General features: G+C 36.4%; 12 protein-coding genes. All 12 read left to right on the forward strand.

All coding sequences use genetic code 11. The features are described from left to right. Window positions 1–57: 57 nt before the first annotated feature. The gene (locus JCM9157_RS12445; RefSeq protein WP_035665123.1) at window positions 58–1599 is read left to right on the forward strand and encodes a bifunctional GNAT family N-acetyltransferase/carbon-nitrogen hydrolase family protein; all 1542 of its coding nucleotides are present in this window, start codon (window positions 58–60) and stop codon (window positions 1597–1599) included. 65 nt (window positions 1600–1664) lie between these two features. Then, entirely contained in the window at window positions 1665–2192 is a 528-nt protein-coding gene (locus JCM9157_RS12450) for a FixH family protein (protein WP_052013120.1), read from the forward strand. A gap of 210 nt (window positions 2193–2402) precedes the next feature. Beyond that, entirely contained in the window at window positions 2403–4139 is a 1737-nt protein-coding gene (locus JCM9157_RS12455) for a phospho-sugar mutase (RefSeq protein ID WP_035665124.1), read from the forward strand. Between the two features lie 159 nt (window positions 4140–4298). Continuing rightward, window positions 4299–5714 (forward strand): SpoVR family protein, encoded by a 1416-nt coding sequence (locus tag JCM9157_RS12460; RefSeq protein WP_035665125.1) that lies wholly within the window; start codon window positions 4299–4301, stop codon window positions 5712–5714. A 389-nt stretch (window positions 5715–6103) separates the two neighbouring features. Continuing rightward, window positions 6104–7852, forward strand: a complete 1749-nt coding sequence (locus tag JCM9157_RS12465; RefSeq protein ID WP_035665127.1) for an ABC transporter ATP-binding protein — start codon at window positions 6104–6106, stop codon at window positions 7850–7852. 13 nt (window positions 7853–7865) lie between these two features. Further along, entirely contained in the window at window positions 7866–9674 is a 1809-nt protein-coding gene (locus JCM9157_RS12470; protein ID WP_035665129.1) for an ABC transporter ATP-binding protein, read from the forward strand. Between the two features lie 94 nt (window positions 9675–9768). Beyond that, a complete protein-coding gene (locus JCM9157_RS12475) occupies window positions 9769–10470 on the forward strand; it encodes a response regulator transcription factor (protein ID WP_035665130.1) in 702 nt (233 codons plus the stop codon). Next, complete coding sequence (locus JCM9157_RS12480) at window positions 10470–11816, forward strand: sensor histidine kinase (protein WP_035665131.1); 1347 nt, start codon at window positions 10470–10472, stop codon at window positions 11814–11816. Before JCM9157_RS12475 ends, JCM9157_RS12480 begins: the two co-directional genes overlap by 1 nt. An 18-nt stretch (window positions 11817–11834) precedes the next feature. After that, a complete protein-coding gene (locus JCM9157_RS12485) occupies window positions 11835–12578 on the forward strand; it encodes a PepSY domain-containing protein (RefSeq protein WP_035665133.1) in 744 nt (247 codons plus the stop codon). A gap of 99 nt (window positions 12579–12677) precedes the next feature. Further along, entirely contained in the window at window positions 12678–13157 is a 480-nt protein-coding gene (locus JCM9157_RS12490; protein WP_035665135.1) for a PepSY domain-containing protein, read from the forward strand. Then, the gene (locus JCM9157_RS26075; protein ID WP_369384745.1) at window positions 13154–13291 is read left to right on the forward strand and encodes a PepSY domain-containing protein; all 138 of its coding nucleotides are present in this window, start codon (window positions 13154–13156) and stop codon (window positions 13289–13291) included. Before JCM9157_RS12490 ends, JCM9157_RS26075 begins: the two co-directional genes overlap by 4 nt. A gap of 398 nt (window positions 13292–13689) precedes the next feature. Next, window positions 13690–15450 carry a methyl-accepting chemotaxis protein gene (locus JCM9157_RS12495; RefSeq protein WP_035665136.1) on the forward strand — a complete coding sequence of 587 codons (1761 nt, stop codon included), beginning with the start codon at window positions 13690–13692 and terminating at the stop codon, window positions 15448–15450. Window positions 15451–15594: the final 144 nt, after the last annotated feature.

A 15594-nucleotide genomic window follows, 5' to 3' on the forward strand; every position in this document is an offset into this window, starting at 1 on the left:
ATTGAACCGAAAACGGGTAAACTTCAAGAATGGAACGGTAAAGGAGCTGAAGAATAAATGTCAAAGAAAATAGACATCTCAAAATTTGAGAAAAAGATGATTATTCGTAACATCGAAGAAAAGGATTTCGATGCCATTATAGAAATGCAAAAGCTATGTTTCCCAAATATGGAGCCGTGGGAAAGTGAACACCTAAGAAGTCATATTCAAATCTTTCCTGAAGGTCAATTTTGTGTAGAGTTTGATGGGGAAATTATCGGTTCATGTTCAAGTTTAATTATTAATTTTGATGAGTACGATGATCAACATACTTGGGATGAAATTACGGCTAATGGCTATATTACAAATCATGATTATGAAGGCTATAATTTATACGGAATTGAAGTGATGGTACACCCTGATTATCGCCGAATGAAAATAGGTCATAGATTATACGAAGCTAGAAAAGATCTAGCTAGAGAGTTAAACCTGAAAAGTATCATCATCGGGGGAAGAATTCCAAACTATTATAAACATGCCAAAGAAATGACTCCACGACGTTATGTAGAAGAAGTAACGATGCATAATATTTATGATCCCGTCCTTACTTTTCAAGTAATGAATGGTTTTACGTTAAAACGTATCAACCCTAATTATCTTGATGATGACAGAGCTTCATTGCGCTATGCCACACTTATGGAATGGAACAACATCGACTATCGTCCGACAGTACCAAAACGTCAATTTAAGACGTCATTTCCTGTTCGGATTACAACGATACAGTATGCGATGAAGAAAATCTCTTCCTTTGAAGATTTTGCAGTTCAATGTGAATATTATACGGATGTTGCCGCAAGTTATCATTCTGATTTTGCCGTATTCCCGGAAATCTTCACATTACAATTGTTGTCTTTCCTCCCAGAGAAAAGTCCTAGCTTAGCGATTAGGAGATTAACAGAGTTTACCGAGGATTACATTGAATTGTTTACAAGTTTAGCGGTTAAATACAATGTAAACATTATTGGTGGGTCACACTTTGTTGAAGAAGAGGGCAAAATTTACAACATTGCTTATTTATTCAGAAGAGATGGAACGATTGAAAAACAATATAAACTTCACATTACTCCAAATGAACGTAAATTCTGGGGGATTTCAGGTGGAGACCAAGTGAACGTATTTGATACAGATTGCGGGAAAATAGCAATTCAAATTTGTTACGATATCGAATTCCCTGAACTAGCAAGGATTGCTGTAGACAAAGGTGCTAATATTATTTTCACGCCGTTTTGTACCGATGACAGACAAGGCTATCTACGTGTGCGTTATTGTTCGCAAGCGCGTGCGATTGAAAATCAAGTGTATACCGTTTTATCTGGGACGGTCGGAAATTTAACCGATGTTGAAAACATGGATATTCAATATGCACAGTCAGGTATTTTTAGCCCTTCAGATTTTACATTTGCAAGAGACGGTATTGTTGGGGAATGTCAGGCCAATATTGAAACAGTCGTAGTCGGCGATGTTGATCTTGAAATCCTAAGGCGTAATCGTCGTGCAGGAAGTGTGAATCAATTAAAAGATCGAAGACATGACATTTATCAAATCAACTATAAACAGTAGTAGAAGGTTTACCTCCGAGCTAGTTTGGCAAAGCTGAATGTTGTCACAACTAAGAGGAGGTAAGTATGCTGCATTTAGAACGAGAAAAGACGTTACGTCAATTATTTTTAACTTTGAGTATTATGTATGTTGTTGTCATATCAATGTTCTTGTTTTTTACCTTGCCTACTGAGAAACAGTTAGAGACAAATTGGACGATTTCCTTTCCGCAAGCGGGAGATATATTAAAAACAGGGAGAGCAGTAGACTTTCACCTTTTCCTTGAAGACGAATATGGGCAACCAATTGAGGACGCTACAATGAAAGTTGTGTTTGATCGTCCTGGTACGGTGCACCAAATAGAGAAAACATTTAGTCGAGTAGAAAATGGTCTGTATGAAAATGACATCATTTTTTCAGTACCTGGTACGTGGATCGCCATGATTGAAGTAACAAAAGGAGACCGGATCTATCGTAATCAAATTTTATTCGATGTTGAAGGTCCTGTCATTGCAGATGCTGATCGTGACCCTAATGATTCTTTTCGATTGACTCAGAACTTACCTAAAGACGTGGAACTGCTTTTAAATGACATTCCAGTCATAAATAAATAAATAAATAAATAAATAAATAAATAAATAAATAAATAAATAAGTGGATATGTAAGATCTTCTTATTAGGGGTTGTCCAAAAGGTTAATAAACAAACTTTTGGATAACCCCTTTATCTTTTTATCTGATAAAAAAAGGAATTACAGCGCTGGTCTAGAATTGATTTGATGTATAATAAAAAATTGAACTACTTGCAACTAGGGGGATAAATGAATGAATTGGAAGACACAGTATGATAAATGGCTTAATTTTGATGCACTAGAAGCAGAGTGGAAAGATGCTCTAGAGAAAAGAAAAGATGATGAAGTAGAATTAGAAGATTGTTTTTATAAGAATTTAGAATTTGGAACTGGTGGAATGCGTGGAGAAATTGGGCCAGGACCAAATCGCATGAATACATATACGATTCGTCGTGCTGCAGAAGGGCTTGCTAGATTTATTGAGAAAGAAGGGGAAGAAGCGAAGGAGAGAGGTGTTGCGATTGCTTTTGATTCTCGTCACAAATCAAATCAATTTGCATTAGAATGCGCTCTTACATTAGGTAAACATGAGATACGTTCGTTTTTATTTCATGATCTTCGTCCTACTCCAGAGCTATCTTTTGCAGTTAGGCATTTAAATGCTTTCGCTGGTATTGTTATTACGGCAAGCCACAATCCACCAGAGTATAATGGTTTTAAAGTGTACGGTGATGATGGCGGACAATTACCACCTGGCCCAGCTGAGGAATTAATTCAATTTGTAAACGAAATTGATGATGAATTAGTTATTGAAGTGGCGAATGAACTCGAGTTAAAAGGAAATAGAACTCTTCAGGTCATCGCTGAGGAAATAGATGAAGCTTATAATGAACAACTAAAGTCAATTATTGTTCAAGAAGAGATCATCTCACAATTTGGTGATAAAGTGAAAATTGTCTTCACTCCTCTTCACGGAGCAGCCAATCTTCCTGTTCGCCGTGTACTAGAGACAACTGGCTTTTCGCAATTAACAGTCGTTCCTGAACAAGAGTTACCTGATCCTAATTTTACAACGGTGAAATCACCAAATCCAGAGGAACACGCAGCCTTTGAGTTAGCGATTAAACATGGAGAAAAGTTAGATGCTGATGTACTTTTAGCGACTGATCCAGACGGAGACCGTGTAGGCGTGGCTGTAAAGGATCCAACTGGACAATACGTTGTGTTAACAGGAAATCAAACAGGTGCTTTAATGCTCGATTATATTCTATCAAAGAAACAAGAGCAGAACACGCTACCTGCAAACGGAGTTGTTCTAAAAACCATTGTAACGTCTGAAATTGGTCGCGCGATTGCTGAGAGGTATCAGTTAAAATTAGTGGATACCCTTACTGGATTTAAATTTATCGGCGAGAAAATTAAGCAATATGAGCAAACAGGTGAGCATAGCTTCTTATTTGGATATGAGGAAAGTTACGGCTATTTAATAGGCAACTTTGTCCGTGATAAGGATGCTGTTCAAGCTTGTCTTTTGGCAGCGGAACTTGCGGCATACTACAAATCGCGTGGTATGAACTTATACGATGGATTAATTGAAGTTTTTGAGAAGTATGGTTATTATCAGGAAGGGTTAGAATCACTAACATTAAAAGGGAAAGCTGGGATCGAACAAATTAATCACATTCTTGCTTCTTTCCGAGAAACTCCACCAACTGTTCTTGCTAATCAAAATGTAGCTGTTATAGAAGATTATAAAACAAGTGTTGCTGTAGATGCTTTAGCGGGTTCTCAATCAGAAATCCAATTACCTAAATCGAATGTATTAAAATACAAATTAGAGGACGGATCTTGGTTTTGTATTCGTCCATCAGGTACGGAACCGAAAATTAAATTCTATTTTGGTGTGAACAAAGAAACACTAGAAGAAAGTAAGCGTTCATTAGACGAGTTAAAACAAGCTGTGATGACGCTAGTAAAGCAATTTTTATAAGGTATTCATCAAGTTTTTCAGGGTTGTCCATGAAAGGTCAAAAGCAGACCTTTTTGGACAACCCTTTTGTCGTTGTTCCATAGTCAATTAGATTGTTCTACACATTATTTTCAATCCGTGATCATAAATTGGAAGAAAGAGATTCAAGGAGGGGATTGAATGTCACTCGATAAGTGGAAGGATCTTGAATATTCCATTGCTGAGATTACGGAAATAGCGGATGGATTTGGGTTAGATTTTTATGAAATGAGATATGAAATTTGTCCTGCTGAGATTATTTATACATTTGGTGCGTACGGAATGCCGACAAGGTACAGTCATTGGTCATTTGGAAAACAATTTCATAAGATGAAATTACAATATGATTTTGGATTAAGTAAAATTTATGAGTTAGTTATTAATTCAGATCCTTGCTATGCTTTCTTATTGGACAGCAACTCTCTAATTCAAAACAAGTTAATTGTCGCTCATGTACTTGCTCACTGTGATTTTTTCAAAAATAATGTCAGGTTCTCAAATACGAGACGTGATATGGTTGAGAGTATGAGTGCAACAGCTGAGAGAATTGCTCATTACGAACATCTTCATGGGAAAGAAGAGGTTGAAAATTTCCTCGATGCGGTTTTAGCTATTCAAGAGCATATTGATCCAAGTCTTCTTAGACCTAAATTAGATTGGAGCATAGAAGACAACGATGATGATGTGAAAAGAGTGAAAAGATCAGAGTATGATGATTTGTGGGAGCTTGAAGGAAAACAAACGAAATCACATGAAAAAACTTCTAAGAAAAAACATTTCCCTCCAAACCCCGAAAAAGATATTCTTCTATTCATTGAGGAATATAGTCGTGAATTAGAGCCTTGGCAACGTGATATTTTAACGATGATGAGAGAAGAAATGCTTTACTTCTGGCCGCAATTAGAAACGAAAATAATGAATGAGGGTTGGGCATCGTATTGGCATCAAAGAATCTTGAGAGAGATGGATTTAACGAGTGAAGAAACGATTGAATTTGCAAAGCTAAACGCTGGAGTCGTCCAACCCTCAAAAACAACAATCAACCCGTATTATCTAGGCTTGAAGATCTTTGAAGATATTGAAGAACGTTATGATAAACCGACAAAAGATATGAAAGAGCGCCAAGGAATTAAACCTGGTAGTGGTCGCGAAAAAATATTTGAAGTCAGAGAAATTGAATCTGATATTTCCTTTATCCGAAATTATTTAACAAAAGATTTAGTAATGCGTGAAGACATGTATCTGTTTCAAAAGCAAGGTGCTGATTATAAAATTGTTGATAAAGGCTGGGAAAGTGTACGTGATCAATTAGCTTTATCCAGAGTCAATGGGGGATTCCCATATTTAGTTGTAACCGATGGGGATTATCTTAAAAATGGCGAGCTATATATTAAACATAATTTTGAAGGGACCGAGCTTGATGTTGGCTATTTAGAGAAAGTTTTGCCTTATATGTACCAGCTTTGGGGACGTCCGGTTCATATTGAAACGATCATAAATGAAAAAGAAATCTCCTTCGTCTATGATGGCAAGAAAGTACACCGTAAGTATCTTTAGTTGTTTCTGTATGGTGCATGACTCTAAAATGAAATTTGGTAAGCTCTGTCCCACCAAAGAGCTTACCTGTTTTATTTTGCTTTTTTGATTTAGCTGTTCCATAAAGAGCGTTGCTTAGAATAGAGTTATTTCCTCTTAGTGTAATGGAGCGGAAGTCACTCGGCACCTCCCCGCGGAAAGCGAGTGGCTGTAGCGCAATGGAACGACAAAGTCAGTTCCTCTTAACTGAAAATAAAACCAAAAAGTCTTCGGATTAAAAACTGAAAATTTAAAATTCATCTTGACTTATGACAAATAGTAGGAGTATTATGAACGTTGACTATTGTTATTATTCGTATGTCTAAATATTCGGTTGTTGAAATAATTATGTATAGGGTGGTGAAAACAGTATGGAGACATTTAAACGACTTAAACAATTTTACTGGCCATTTAAAAAGTACTTCATTTGGTCGCTTTTTTCGTTGTTATTTGTCACAGGTATGACGGTCCTTTACCCAGTCATCTTACAATTCACAATTGACCATGCAGTTCGAGCAGGAAATTATGAGTTAATTCCTTACCTTGCTTTAGCTATCGTGGTAGTGATGACCATTAAAGGGGTGGCAGTCTATATTCATCAATATTATGGAGATCTGTTTGGGATCACGACTGTTCACAAATTAAGGAATTCACTTTATAAAAAGTTACAATTTTTACCGTTCAGATACTATGATAATGCAAAAACAGGGGATTTAATGTCGAGACTAACTGGTGATGTTGAAACATTTCGTTTTTTCTTATCATTTGGATGTGCTCAAGTTGTAAACTTTCTATTGCTAGTAGGATTTAGTTTTGCCGTTATGTTTTATTATTCTGTTCCGTTAACTTTGCTTACGATGGCGATGTTACCATTTTTAGCGGTAGTTGTTGCTAAATTTGATAAACGAGTTCATCCTGGTTTCCAGGGAATCAGAAAGTCCTTAGCGCGTTTGAACACGAAGGTACAAGAAAATGTTAGTGGAATGCACACGGTTAAAGCGTTATCACAAGAAGATCAAGAAATTTCAAGATTCTCTGAATCGAATGAAGACTACCGAAAAAAACATTTAGATATTTCGAAAATTTGGGGAAATTACTTTCCACTGATGGAATTAATCGGGAACCTGTCAGCTGTTATTCTACTAGCTTTTGGAGGTTATTTGACGATTCAAGGAAGTCTGCAACCGGGTGAATTAGTAGCCTTTTTTAGTTTAATTTGGTTTATCCTCGGGCCGATTATGAATTTAGGTTTTATTATTAATATGTTTTCTCAATCAAAGGCATCTGGCGAACGTCTTCTAGAAATATTGGATGAACAAGAGCGTAAAGATTCAATGGCTTCTTTCGATCAGCATGAAGATTTAGTAGGGGAAATTGTATTTAAAGATGTCGCACTTACATATGGAGATAAAAATATGGCGGCATTGAATAACATTTCTTTTGAAGCGACACGAGGAAAAACGATTGGTTTAGTTGGAGCAACTGGCTCTGGGAAATCTAGTATCATTCAATTAATTACTAGATATTACGAAAGAAGTGCAGGTGAGATCTTAATCGACGGAAAATCAATTGATGAATACTCATTGAAGTATCTTAGAAATCAAATTGGAGTCGTATTGCAAGAGACCTTTCTATTTTCGTCGACTATTCGCGATAATTTAGCTTATGGTAGGCCGGATGCTACGATGGAGGAAATTATTGAGGCAGCAAAAAAGGCAGACGCTCATGAATTTATTAAAGAGTTACCAAAAGGTTACGATACGGTACTTGGTGAACGTGGATTAGGTTTATCAGGTGGGCAGAAACAAAGAATTGCAATTGCACGCGCGATCATTATGGATCCAAAAATTTTAATCTTAGATGATGCGACGAGCGCTGTTGATATGCAAACAGAAGTGAAAATTCAAAAGGCTTTCCGCGAACTAATGAACGGAAGAACAACTTTTATTATTGCTCATCGTATTTCTTCTGTAAAACAGGCAGATGAAATTCTTGTTCTTGAAGATGGCGAAATTTTTGAACGTGGAACTCATCACGAACTTTTGAAAGCAGATGGGATCTACCGGAGAATCTATGATATTCAAAACCAAGATCAAGAGTATGTGTTACAGCGGGCATAGAAAGGAGGACATGATGGAACAAACGACAAAACGAACAAGATTTCACTATTCAACAGAACAAGTGATTGAGAAACCTTTTAACTGGTCTCAAATGGCTCGTCTGTTTAGTTATATGAAACCTTATGCTTGGACGTTACTACCTAAAACGATATTAATGATGCTTATTGTTACAGCTGTGCGTATAGCAGTTCCTATCTTCATAGGTGTCCTAGCACTTGATTATGCGATTATTCCAGGAGATTTAAATTTACTTTATACATTCGCGGCTATTGTATTAGGCTTATATATCCTATCATGGGTAGCCAATGTGTTTCGGATTCGTTGGATGAATGAGATTGGGCAGCATATGATCTATGATATTAGAACAGCCCTGTTTAATCATATCCAACGATTATCCCATCGTTTTTTTGATCAACGATCTGGGGGATCAATCTTAGTTCGAGTGATCAATGATGTAAACTCTATGCAAGATCTTTTTACGAATGGGGTAGTTAACCTCCTCATGGATATTGTCATGCTAGTTGGGATAGTCGTCATTTTATTCATGCTTAGCCCAGAACTAGCTATATTAATATTAATTGTGTTGCCAATTATGTTCTTTATTTCTACGAAGCTCCGAAGAAAGATTCGTAGGTCTTGGCAAACCGTTCGCGTTAGACAATCAAAAATGAATTCACATCTAAATGAAAGTATCCAAGGAATTCGAGTGACTCAAGCATATGCTCAAGAAAAAGAAAACATGGCTTTCTTTCATGATGTTAATACAGATAACTATGAAAGCTGGAAACATGCAACGAAAATGAATGCTATTTTCCGGCCGTTTGTTGAATTGTCTAGTGCAATCGGTGCGGTTGTATTAATTTGGTACGGAGCCAATTTAATCCAATCTGAAGTATTAACCATTGGGATTTTTGTATCTTTTGCTTTTTATTTAGGTATGTTTTGGGAGCCAATTTCTCGTTTAGGGCAAGTTTACAATCAATTACTTGTTGGAATGGCCTCATCCGAACGTATTTTTGAATTTCTAGATGAAAAGCCATCAGTACCAGAAAAAGCTGATGCAAAACCTTTAACAAATGTTAAAGGAGAAATCGTATTTGAAAAAGTTGAATTTGCTTATGATGAATCAAGAAAAGCTCTGCATGAGATCAATTTAACATTTAATGCTGGGCAAACAATCGCGTTAGTGGGTCATACTGGTTCAGGTAAATCAACGATCGTTAACTTGATGAGTCGTTTCTATGATCCAACGAAAGGTAGAGTGTTACTTGATGGCAGAGATCTTCGAGATTTGAAATTAGATGATCTCAGAAAAAATGTCAGCTATGTGTTGCAAGATACTTTTATTTTCGCTGGAACGATTATGGATAATATCCGATTTGGTAGACCAGATGCGACAGACGCCGAAGTTCTTCAAGCTGCCAAAGCAATCGGTGCGCATGATTTCATTGCAAAACTGGAAAAGGGTTATAACACCGAAGTGGAGGAAAAAGGAAATGTCCTTTCAGTTGGGGAAAGACAACTTTTATCTTTTGCAAGAGCCTTGTTAGCCGATCCTAGAATTTTAATTTTAGACGAAGCAACGGCAAGTATTGATACAGAAACAGAAGTAAAGATTCAAAAAGGATTAAAAAAATTACTAGCAGGTCGTACAGCGATCATGATTGCTCATCGTCTATCAACCATTAGAGATTCAGATAAAATTATTGTGTTGGAGCATGGGAATGTGCTTGAGGAAGGAACTCATGATTCCTTAATGCAAACTCAAGGTGCGTATTACAACCTAGTTAAATCTCAATATGCAGCAATAGCAGAGAACTAAAAGGAAAACACTCCAGTAAAATGGGGTGTTTTTCCCTTTTCAGTTATGATGATAAAATATAAACTGGATGAAACAAATAGAGGGAGATTTGAACATGGAATCTATTAAAATTTTAATTGTAGAAGATGAATCAAATATTGCCCGTGTTATTCAACTTGAATTAGAGCATGAAGGATATGAAACGGAGATTGTTTCTGATGGCGGGAAAGCATTGGAAAGAATAGAAAAGCAAGAATGGTCTCTTATTTTACTTGATATTATGATTCCAGTTTTAAGTGGCATGGAGGTTCTAAGGAGAATACGTTTATCAGGAAATCAAATTCCGGTCATTCTTCTTACCGCTAGGGATACGATTGTTGATAAAGTGGCTGGACTTGATCAAGGTGCGAACGACTATGTGACAAAACCGTTTGAAATAGAAGAATTGCTTGCTCGAATTCGAGCCTGTTTAAGGAATAATGTTGCTGTAGGGAAAGAAATAGAGACAGCGGTGGATGAACTAAGAGTAAGTGATTTGACTGTAAATGAGAAAACAAGAGTAGTCAGAAGAGGTGAAGTAGCCATTGAGTTAACTCCGCGTGAGTTTGATCTCCTTGTTTTTTTAATAAAGCATGAAAAACAAGTGCTTTCTCGTGAGCAGATTTTAGAACATGTGTGGGGATTTAATTACTACGGTGATACGAATATAGTGGATGTTTATATAAGATATGTAAGACAAAAAATGGATAAGCCTTTTAAAACTTCATTGATTCAAACCGTAAGAGGCGTAGGATACGTCTTGAGGGAAGAAAACTAATGAGTATTTCAAAAAGAATTACCTGGTTCTCAACGGTGTGGTTATTCATTTTATTGGTTTTAGTAAATAGCGGTATCTACATCTTATTTGGACAGATGACAGCTAGGGTTGAATTAGAGAGGGTTAGTTTACAAACGCAAAATATAGCGGAAGCAATCAGAACAGATAGGGGAGGAGCTACGAATGCCGGAGATATATTACGTGCGTATGCTCCCGGCAATGGTTTAATCCGAGTGATCCGAGAAAACGGGGAGCCTTTTATTTTAACAACGAAAAATTTTGACTTAAGAGAGATGCCTGCTCATTACTCTATTCAACAACAAACAAAGCAAATTCAGTTTAATGGGGATAGGTATGCTGTTTCTTATTTTCCAGTAATATGGAATGATGGCTCTGTTGTTACGTTAGAATATAGTGAACAAATGACGACCTATGAATCAACTCTTACTACTTTAAGGCTAGTCTTATTTATCGCTTCTATTTTGGTCATCGTACCCGTCTTTTTAGCTGGTCGAGCTTTAGCTAAAGTGATATTACGGCCCATTCAAGAATTGACGAAGACGATGGAGAACATTAGAAAGAAAGGAACGTTTGAGCGGATTAATGTGAAAGAAGAGTCGAAAGATGAAATTGATCAACTAGGGAAAACGTTTAACGAAATGATCAAACTTCTTGAAGAGAACTTTGAAAAGCAACAGCAGTTTGTTTCAGATGCTTCGCATGAACTTAGAACTCCGCTGACCGTAATTGAAAGTTATGCTAATTTACTAAAACGATGGGGAAAGTCGAAACCAGAGCTACTAGAAGAGGCGATTGAGGCTATAGCGGAAGAGTCAAGTCGCATGAAAGGTTTAACGAAGCAGATGTTAGCTCTTGCTACAGGAAACCAAGAGAAGGTACAGTTAGTTGAGCTAAATATTTCTCAACTAACTATAGATATTGCAAGAAGATTAGAATTAGCTTTTAACCGTCAGATACATGTTGAAGTTTTATCAGAACGTTTCATGAATGCAGATGAAGCTCAGATAAAACAATTGCTATTTATCTTATTGGAGAATGGACTTAAATATAGTGAACTACCGGTGTATGTAGAAATTTCAGAGCAGGAAAGATTTGTGAAAATTAATATAAGAGATCAAGGGATTGGAATTCCTGAACGTGATCTGCCTCATGTATTTGAACGATTTTTTAGGGTTGATAAAGCGAGAAGCAGGGAAACAGGAGGAAGTGGACTTGGTCTTGCTATAGCAAAAACGATTATTACGTCCCACAATGGCCAAATCACAGTAAATAGCATAGAGAATGTAGGAACAACGTTTACGGTATTGCTCCCCTACTACACTTAACTGGAAAGGAGTGATGATATGATTAATGGATTGCTAGGAAGAGTCATCGGCATTTTGATTGTTGCCGTTCTTATCATTATTTTAGTTCTTTCTTTTCGTGGTGGTGATCAAGTTTGGGATGAAGACAATATTAGATTGTTTATTTCAGAACAATACAGTGGTTCTATTCAACAAATAAATGAAACAATTGTTGATGGCCAGACTGTCTATGAAGTGGACCTATTAGAGGCTACAGGTCTTTATCAAATTGTTATTGACCCTGCAACACAAACGATTTTATCTCTTACTCAACTATCTAAAAGAGAAAATGTCACAGTTGAGAAAGATGCCTCTCAACTTGAAGCTATTTCGACTGAGAAAGTTAGAGAGATCGTAAATCAGACCATTGAAGGGGATTATTCAGATATGGAAATAACACTTCGTGAAAGTGGGGGCAACTCCATATATGATATCCTTGTCTATCAAGAGGAAGCGTATACTGAAATCGTAATGGATGCTCAAACAGGAACGATTAATACGATTACGCTGAGAGAAAAAGGCGTGGAAAATGAGCAACCTCCTGAAACATTAGACGTAATTGGAGAAGAAGAGGCTGTCAGAATCGCTTTAACACATGTCGCGGGAAAAGTGGATGATGTTGAACTTGAAGAGGAAAACGGCAGATTAGTGTATGAAATTGAAATAGAGGTCGGTGAAAGTGAAGCAAATGTTTATATTGATGCATTTACAGGAGAATTAATCACCATTAAATGGGAAGATTGAAATGTTTCATTTTCTCATCAAAATCTCATTTTCTTCTAAGGTGTTCTTAATATTACCTGGATATGATGGTATTGAACATAAAACTAGGAGGGAACAGAGATGAAAAAGTTAATAATTATGTCAGTGAGTTTAGTAGTTACTTTAGGTGTAGTAGTAGCGGGAGTTTCAGCTTCCGATCGTGAGTTTACAAGCATTACCGAACCGCTTGTTGCAGTTTCTTCACCAACAGAGGATCAAGAGGGGAATAAAGAATCTAAGAACCAATCATCAGACTTAATCACACCAGAAGAAGCGGGGGAAATTGCCTTAGATTATTTAGGAACCGGCATGATTGAAGAAATAGAGCTTGAACAGAAAAAAGGAAGACTTGCCTATGAAGTTGAAATTGACACCTACGACGAAGACGGAGACATCTACGTAGATGCAAGAACAGGAGAAATTCTCTATGTTGAAGATGATTTAGGAAAAATGCTAAACAAAAAAAACACTCACCCAGAAACAACAGATAATAAAGGCAACATGTTGATAGAGAAGAAGCAATTGAGGTTGCTTTTAACCATGTTGGAAAAGGCGACATAGATGATTTTGAACTTGAAACAAAAGGTGGAAAAGTCGTCTTTGAAATTGAAATTGAACAACAAGATGACCAAGAAGTAGAAGTGAAAATTGATGCATTTACTGGAGAAATACTATCAGTAAAATGGGATGATTAAAGAAAATAAGAAAATTGATTAGACACTCGTACTTATAACGAGTGTTTTTTCTGTATAACTATTACAAATAAGAGCTTTTAGTAATGCTGTTTAACATAAACTTGTTCTAAATTTAGTGAAATGGAGAGGTTAAGAGAAAACAAATTGCAAGAAACCAACCTTTACCTAGAGTTACAAGTGTTCACACAATTTCTATAGACAAATTACTAAATTAAATATAAACCAATCTTTTCCTTTAAAAAGAATTATTCTACTGAATTCGTAAAAAAAGCAGAAGTATGTAAATTTATAAAATATTATGTAGAAAACATGTTATTATAGTACTACATTTATTAATTCGAAAGCCGAAAAAGGTAAAGTTTATTAGGTAATATCACCTAGAAAGGGGTCTACTAGAAATGAAAAGGCTAAGAAATAAAGTCCAAAAGAAGAAAACTGGTGAAAAAAAGCAAAGTACACCTAAAGTGGGGTTCTCAAGCTCGCTTGGCCTCAAATTAATTACCGCATTTATAACAGTTGCTTTCTTATTTGCTGTTGTAACAGTATACACAACGTTTAAAATGGAGCAAGTGACAAATGCCTATCAAAATATAACAGAAGTTGAGGATAAAATTAGAGTTAATGTTTTGAAAATTGAAGCAGGAGTTAACCGACAAAATAGTGATTTAAGAGGTTATTTATTAACAGGAGACAGAGAGCAGCTCAATCGTTTTTATTTAGTTAATCACGAAATCAATCAGAATATAGAAGAAACGCTTGAGATGACTCAGCACGACGTCGCCATTGAACAATTACATAAGTTGTCTGAGTTAAATGCACAGTTTTTACAAGAATCCAATCAAGTAATCAATCGGTTTCGCTTAGATCCAGAACGTGCCATTATTGAAGCGAATGAACAAGTCATTCCTATTAGTTATGTGATGAGTGATGAAACAGCTGAATTCACAGCTGAAATTACAAAATATATGGAAAGTGTAGTTGCTTTTGCACGAACAACTGCTGACCAAGCTAGACTCTCTACTATTATTGGTGGAATTGTTGCTGGTACGATTGCTTTAGGGTTAGGTGTTATGTTCTCAAGGTTAATTGTCAAACCACTAACTTCATTAACGCTAATGGCTCAACGAGTGGCGAGTGGTGATTTAACAGGTACAAATGTGAACATTAAGAGTAAGGATGAAATCGGAAAATTATATACCTCTTTTGAAAATATGAGATTGAGTTTAAGAAAGTTAATTGAACAAGTTTCCACAAGTTCTGATCAAGTTGCAGCTTCTTCGGAAGAGTTATCAGCTAGCGCTGAACAAACTGCTCTTGCAACTGAACAGACAGCTTCAGCAACTGAAGATATCTCAAAAGGATCAGAAGAACAAACAGCTGCTGCTAGTCAGAGTGTACAAGCCCTTGAGGAAATGACAAAAGGGTTACAAAAGATGGTCACAAGTTCCTCTCACATTGAACAACAATCTAATCACTCTCTTTCGTTTGCAGTAGATGGAGGAGAACTAGTTGAGCAAACGGTTAGTAGTATGGAATCAATTGATCGTTCGGTTGAAAACTCTGATAACGCGATTCATCTTTTATCTGAAAGAGGAGCAGAGATTGGATCCATTTTAAGTGTCATTAGAGGGATAGCTGATCAAACGAATTTGTTAGCTTTAAACGCAGCCATTGAAGCTGCTAGAGCGGGGGAGCATGGTAAAGGATTTGCCGTAGTAGCCGATGAAGTTAGAAAGCTAGCAGAACAATCATCTCAATCAACAGTAAAAATTGATGCGCTTATTAAGGACATGGAAAAAGAAACAGCTAATTCTGTTCACATGATGGCGCTTGTAAAGGATGAAGTAAAACAAGGTAAAGAAGTGGCTCAAATAACAAAAGAGAAATTTGATGCTATCATGAAGGCGATCAAAGAAATGACTGTCCAAATTAATGAAATGAATCAGACCGTTCATAACTTATCGGGGCAATCAGATCGTGTGTTAGAATCAGTAGACATGATGTCGAGTATTGCTAAAGTAACAACAGATCACTCTGGAAGCGTTAGTGCCGCAGCGCAAGAAACAATGGCTTCTATGGAAGAAATTACTTCATCAGCCAATTCATTGACGAACATGGCTGAAGAATTACAGGAACTAATTAGAGCCTTTAAAATTTAAGGGAGAAACACGTTGAATAAATCAAAGGAAATATAGAGAAAATAAGAGTACTATAGTGTAAAAGGAAAATAAAGAGCAAATACCCTTTTATAATGGGATTTGCTCTTTTATCATGTGATTTCTGTTGACATTTAAGGCAAATCA

This window comes from Halalkalibacter akibai JCM 9157 (assembly GCF_000513135.1).
Classification (GTDB): Bacteria; Bacillota; Bacilli; order Bacillales; family Bacillaceae_D; genus Halalkalibacter; species Halalkalibacter akibai.

What these genes read in the sequence shown, in the direction of transcription:
- JCM9157_RS12445 (WP_035665123.1), top strand. Translation starts at nt 58, where the DNA reads ATGTCAAAGAAAATAGACATCTCAAAATTTGAGAAAAAGATGATTATT.
- JCM9157_RS12455 (WP_035665124.1), top strand. Translation starts at nt 2,403, where the DNA reads ATGAATTGGAAGACACAGTATGATAAATGGCTTAATTTTGATGCACTA.
- JCM9157_RS12450 (WP_052013120.1), top strand. Translation starts at nt 1,665, where the DNA reads ATGCTGCATTTAGAACGAGAAAAGACGTTACGTCAATTATTTTTAACT.
- JCM9157_RS12485 (WP_035665133.1), top strand. Translation starts at nt 11,835, where the DNA reads ATGATTAATGGATTGCTAGGAAGAGTCATCGGCATTTTGATTGTTGCC.
- JCM9157_RS12475 (WP_035665130.1), top strand. Translation starts at nt 9,769, where the DNA reads ATGGAATCTATTAAAATTTTAATTGTAGAAGATGAATCAAATATTGCC.
- JCM9157_RS12480 (WP_035665131.1), top strand. Translation starts at nt 10,470, where the DNA reads ATGAGTATTTCAAAAAGAATTACCTGGTTCTCAACGGTGTGGTTATTC.
- JCM9157_RS12465 (WP_035665127.1), top strand. Translation starts at nt 6,104, where the DNA reads ATGGAGACATTTAAACGACTTAAACAATTTTACTGGCCATTTAAAAAG.
- JCM9157_RS12490 (WP_035665135.1), top strand. Translation starts at nt 12,678, where the DNA reads ATGAAAAAGTTAATAATTATGTCAGTGAGTTTAGTAGTTACTTTAGGT.
- JCM9157_RS12460 (WP_035665125.1), top strand. Translation starts at nt 4,299, where the DNA reads ATGTCACTCGATAAGTGGAAGGATCTTGAATATTCCATTGCTGAGATT.
- JCM9157_RS12470 (WP_035665129.1), top strand. Translation starts at nt 7,866, where the DNA reads ATGGAACAAACGACAAAACGAACAAGATTTCACTATTCAACAGAACAA.
- JCM9157_RS12495 (WP_035665136.1), top strand. Translation starts at nt 13,690, where the DNA reads ATGAAAAGGCTAAGAAATAAAGTCCAAAAGAAGAAAACTGGTGAAAAA.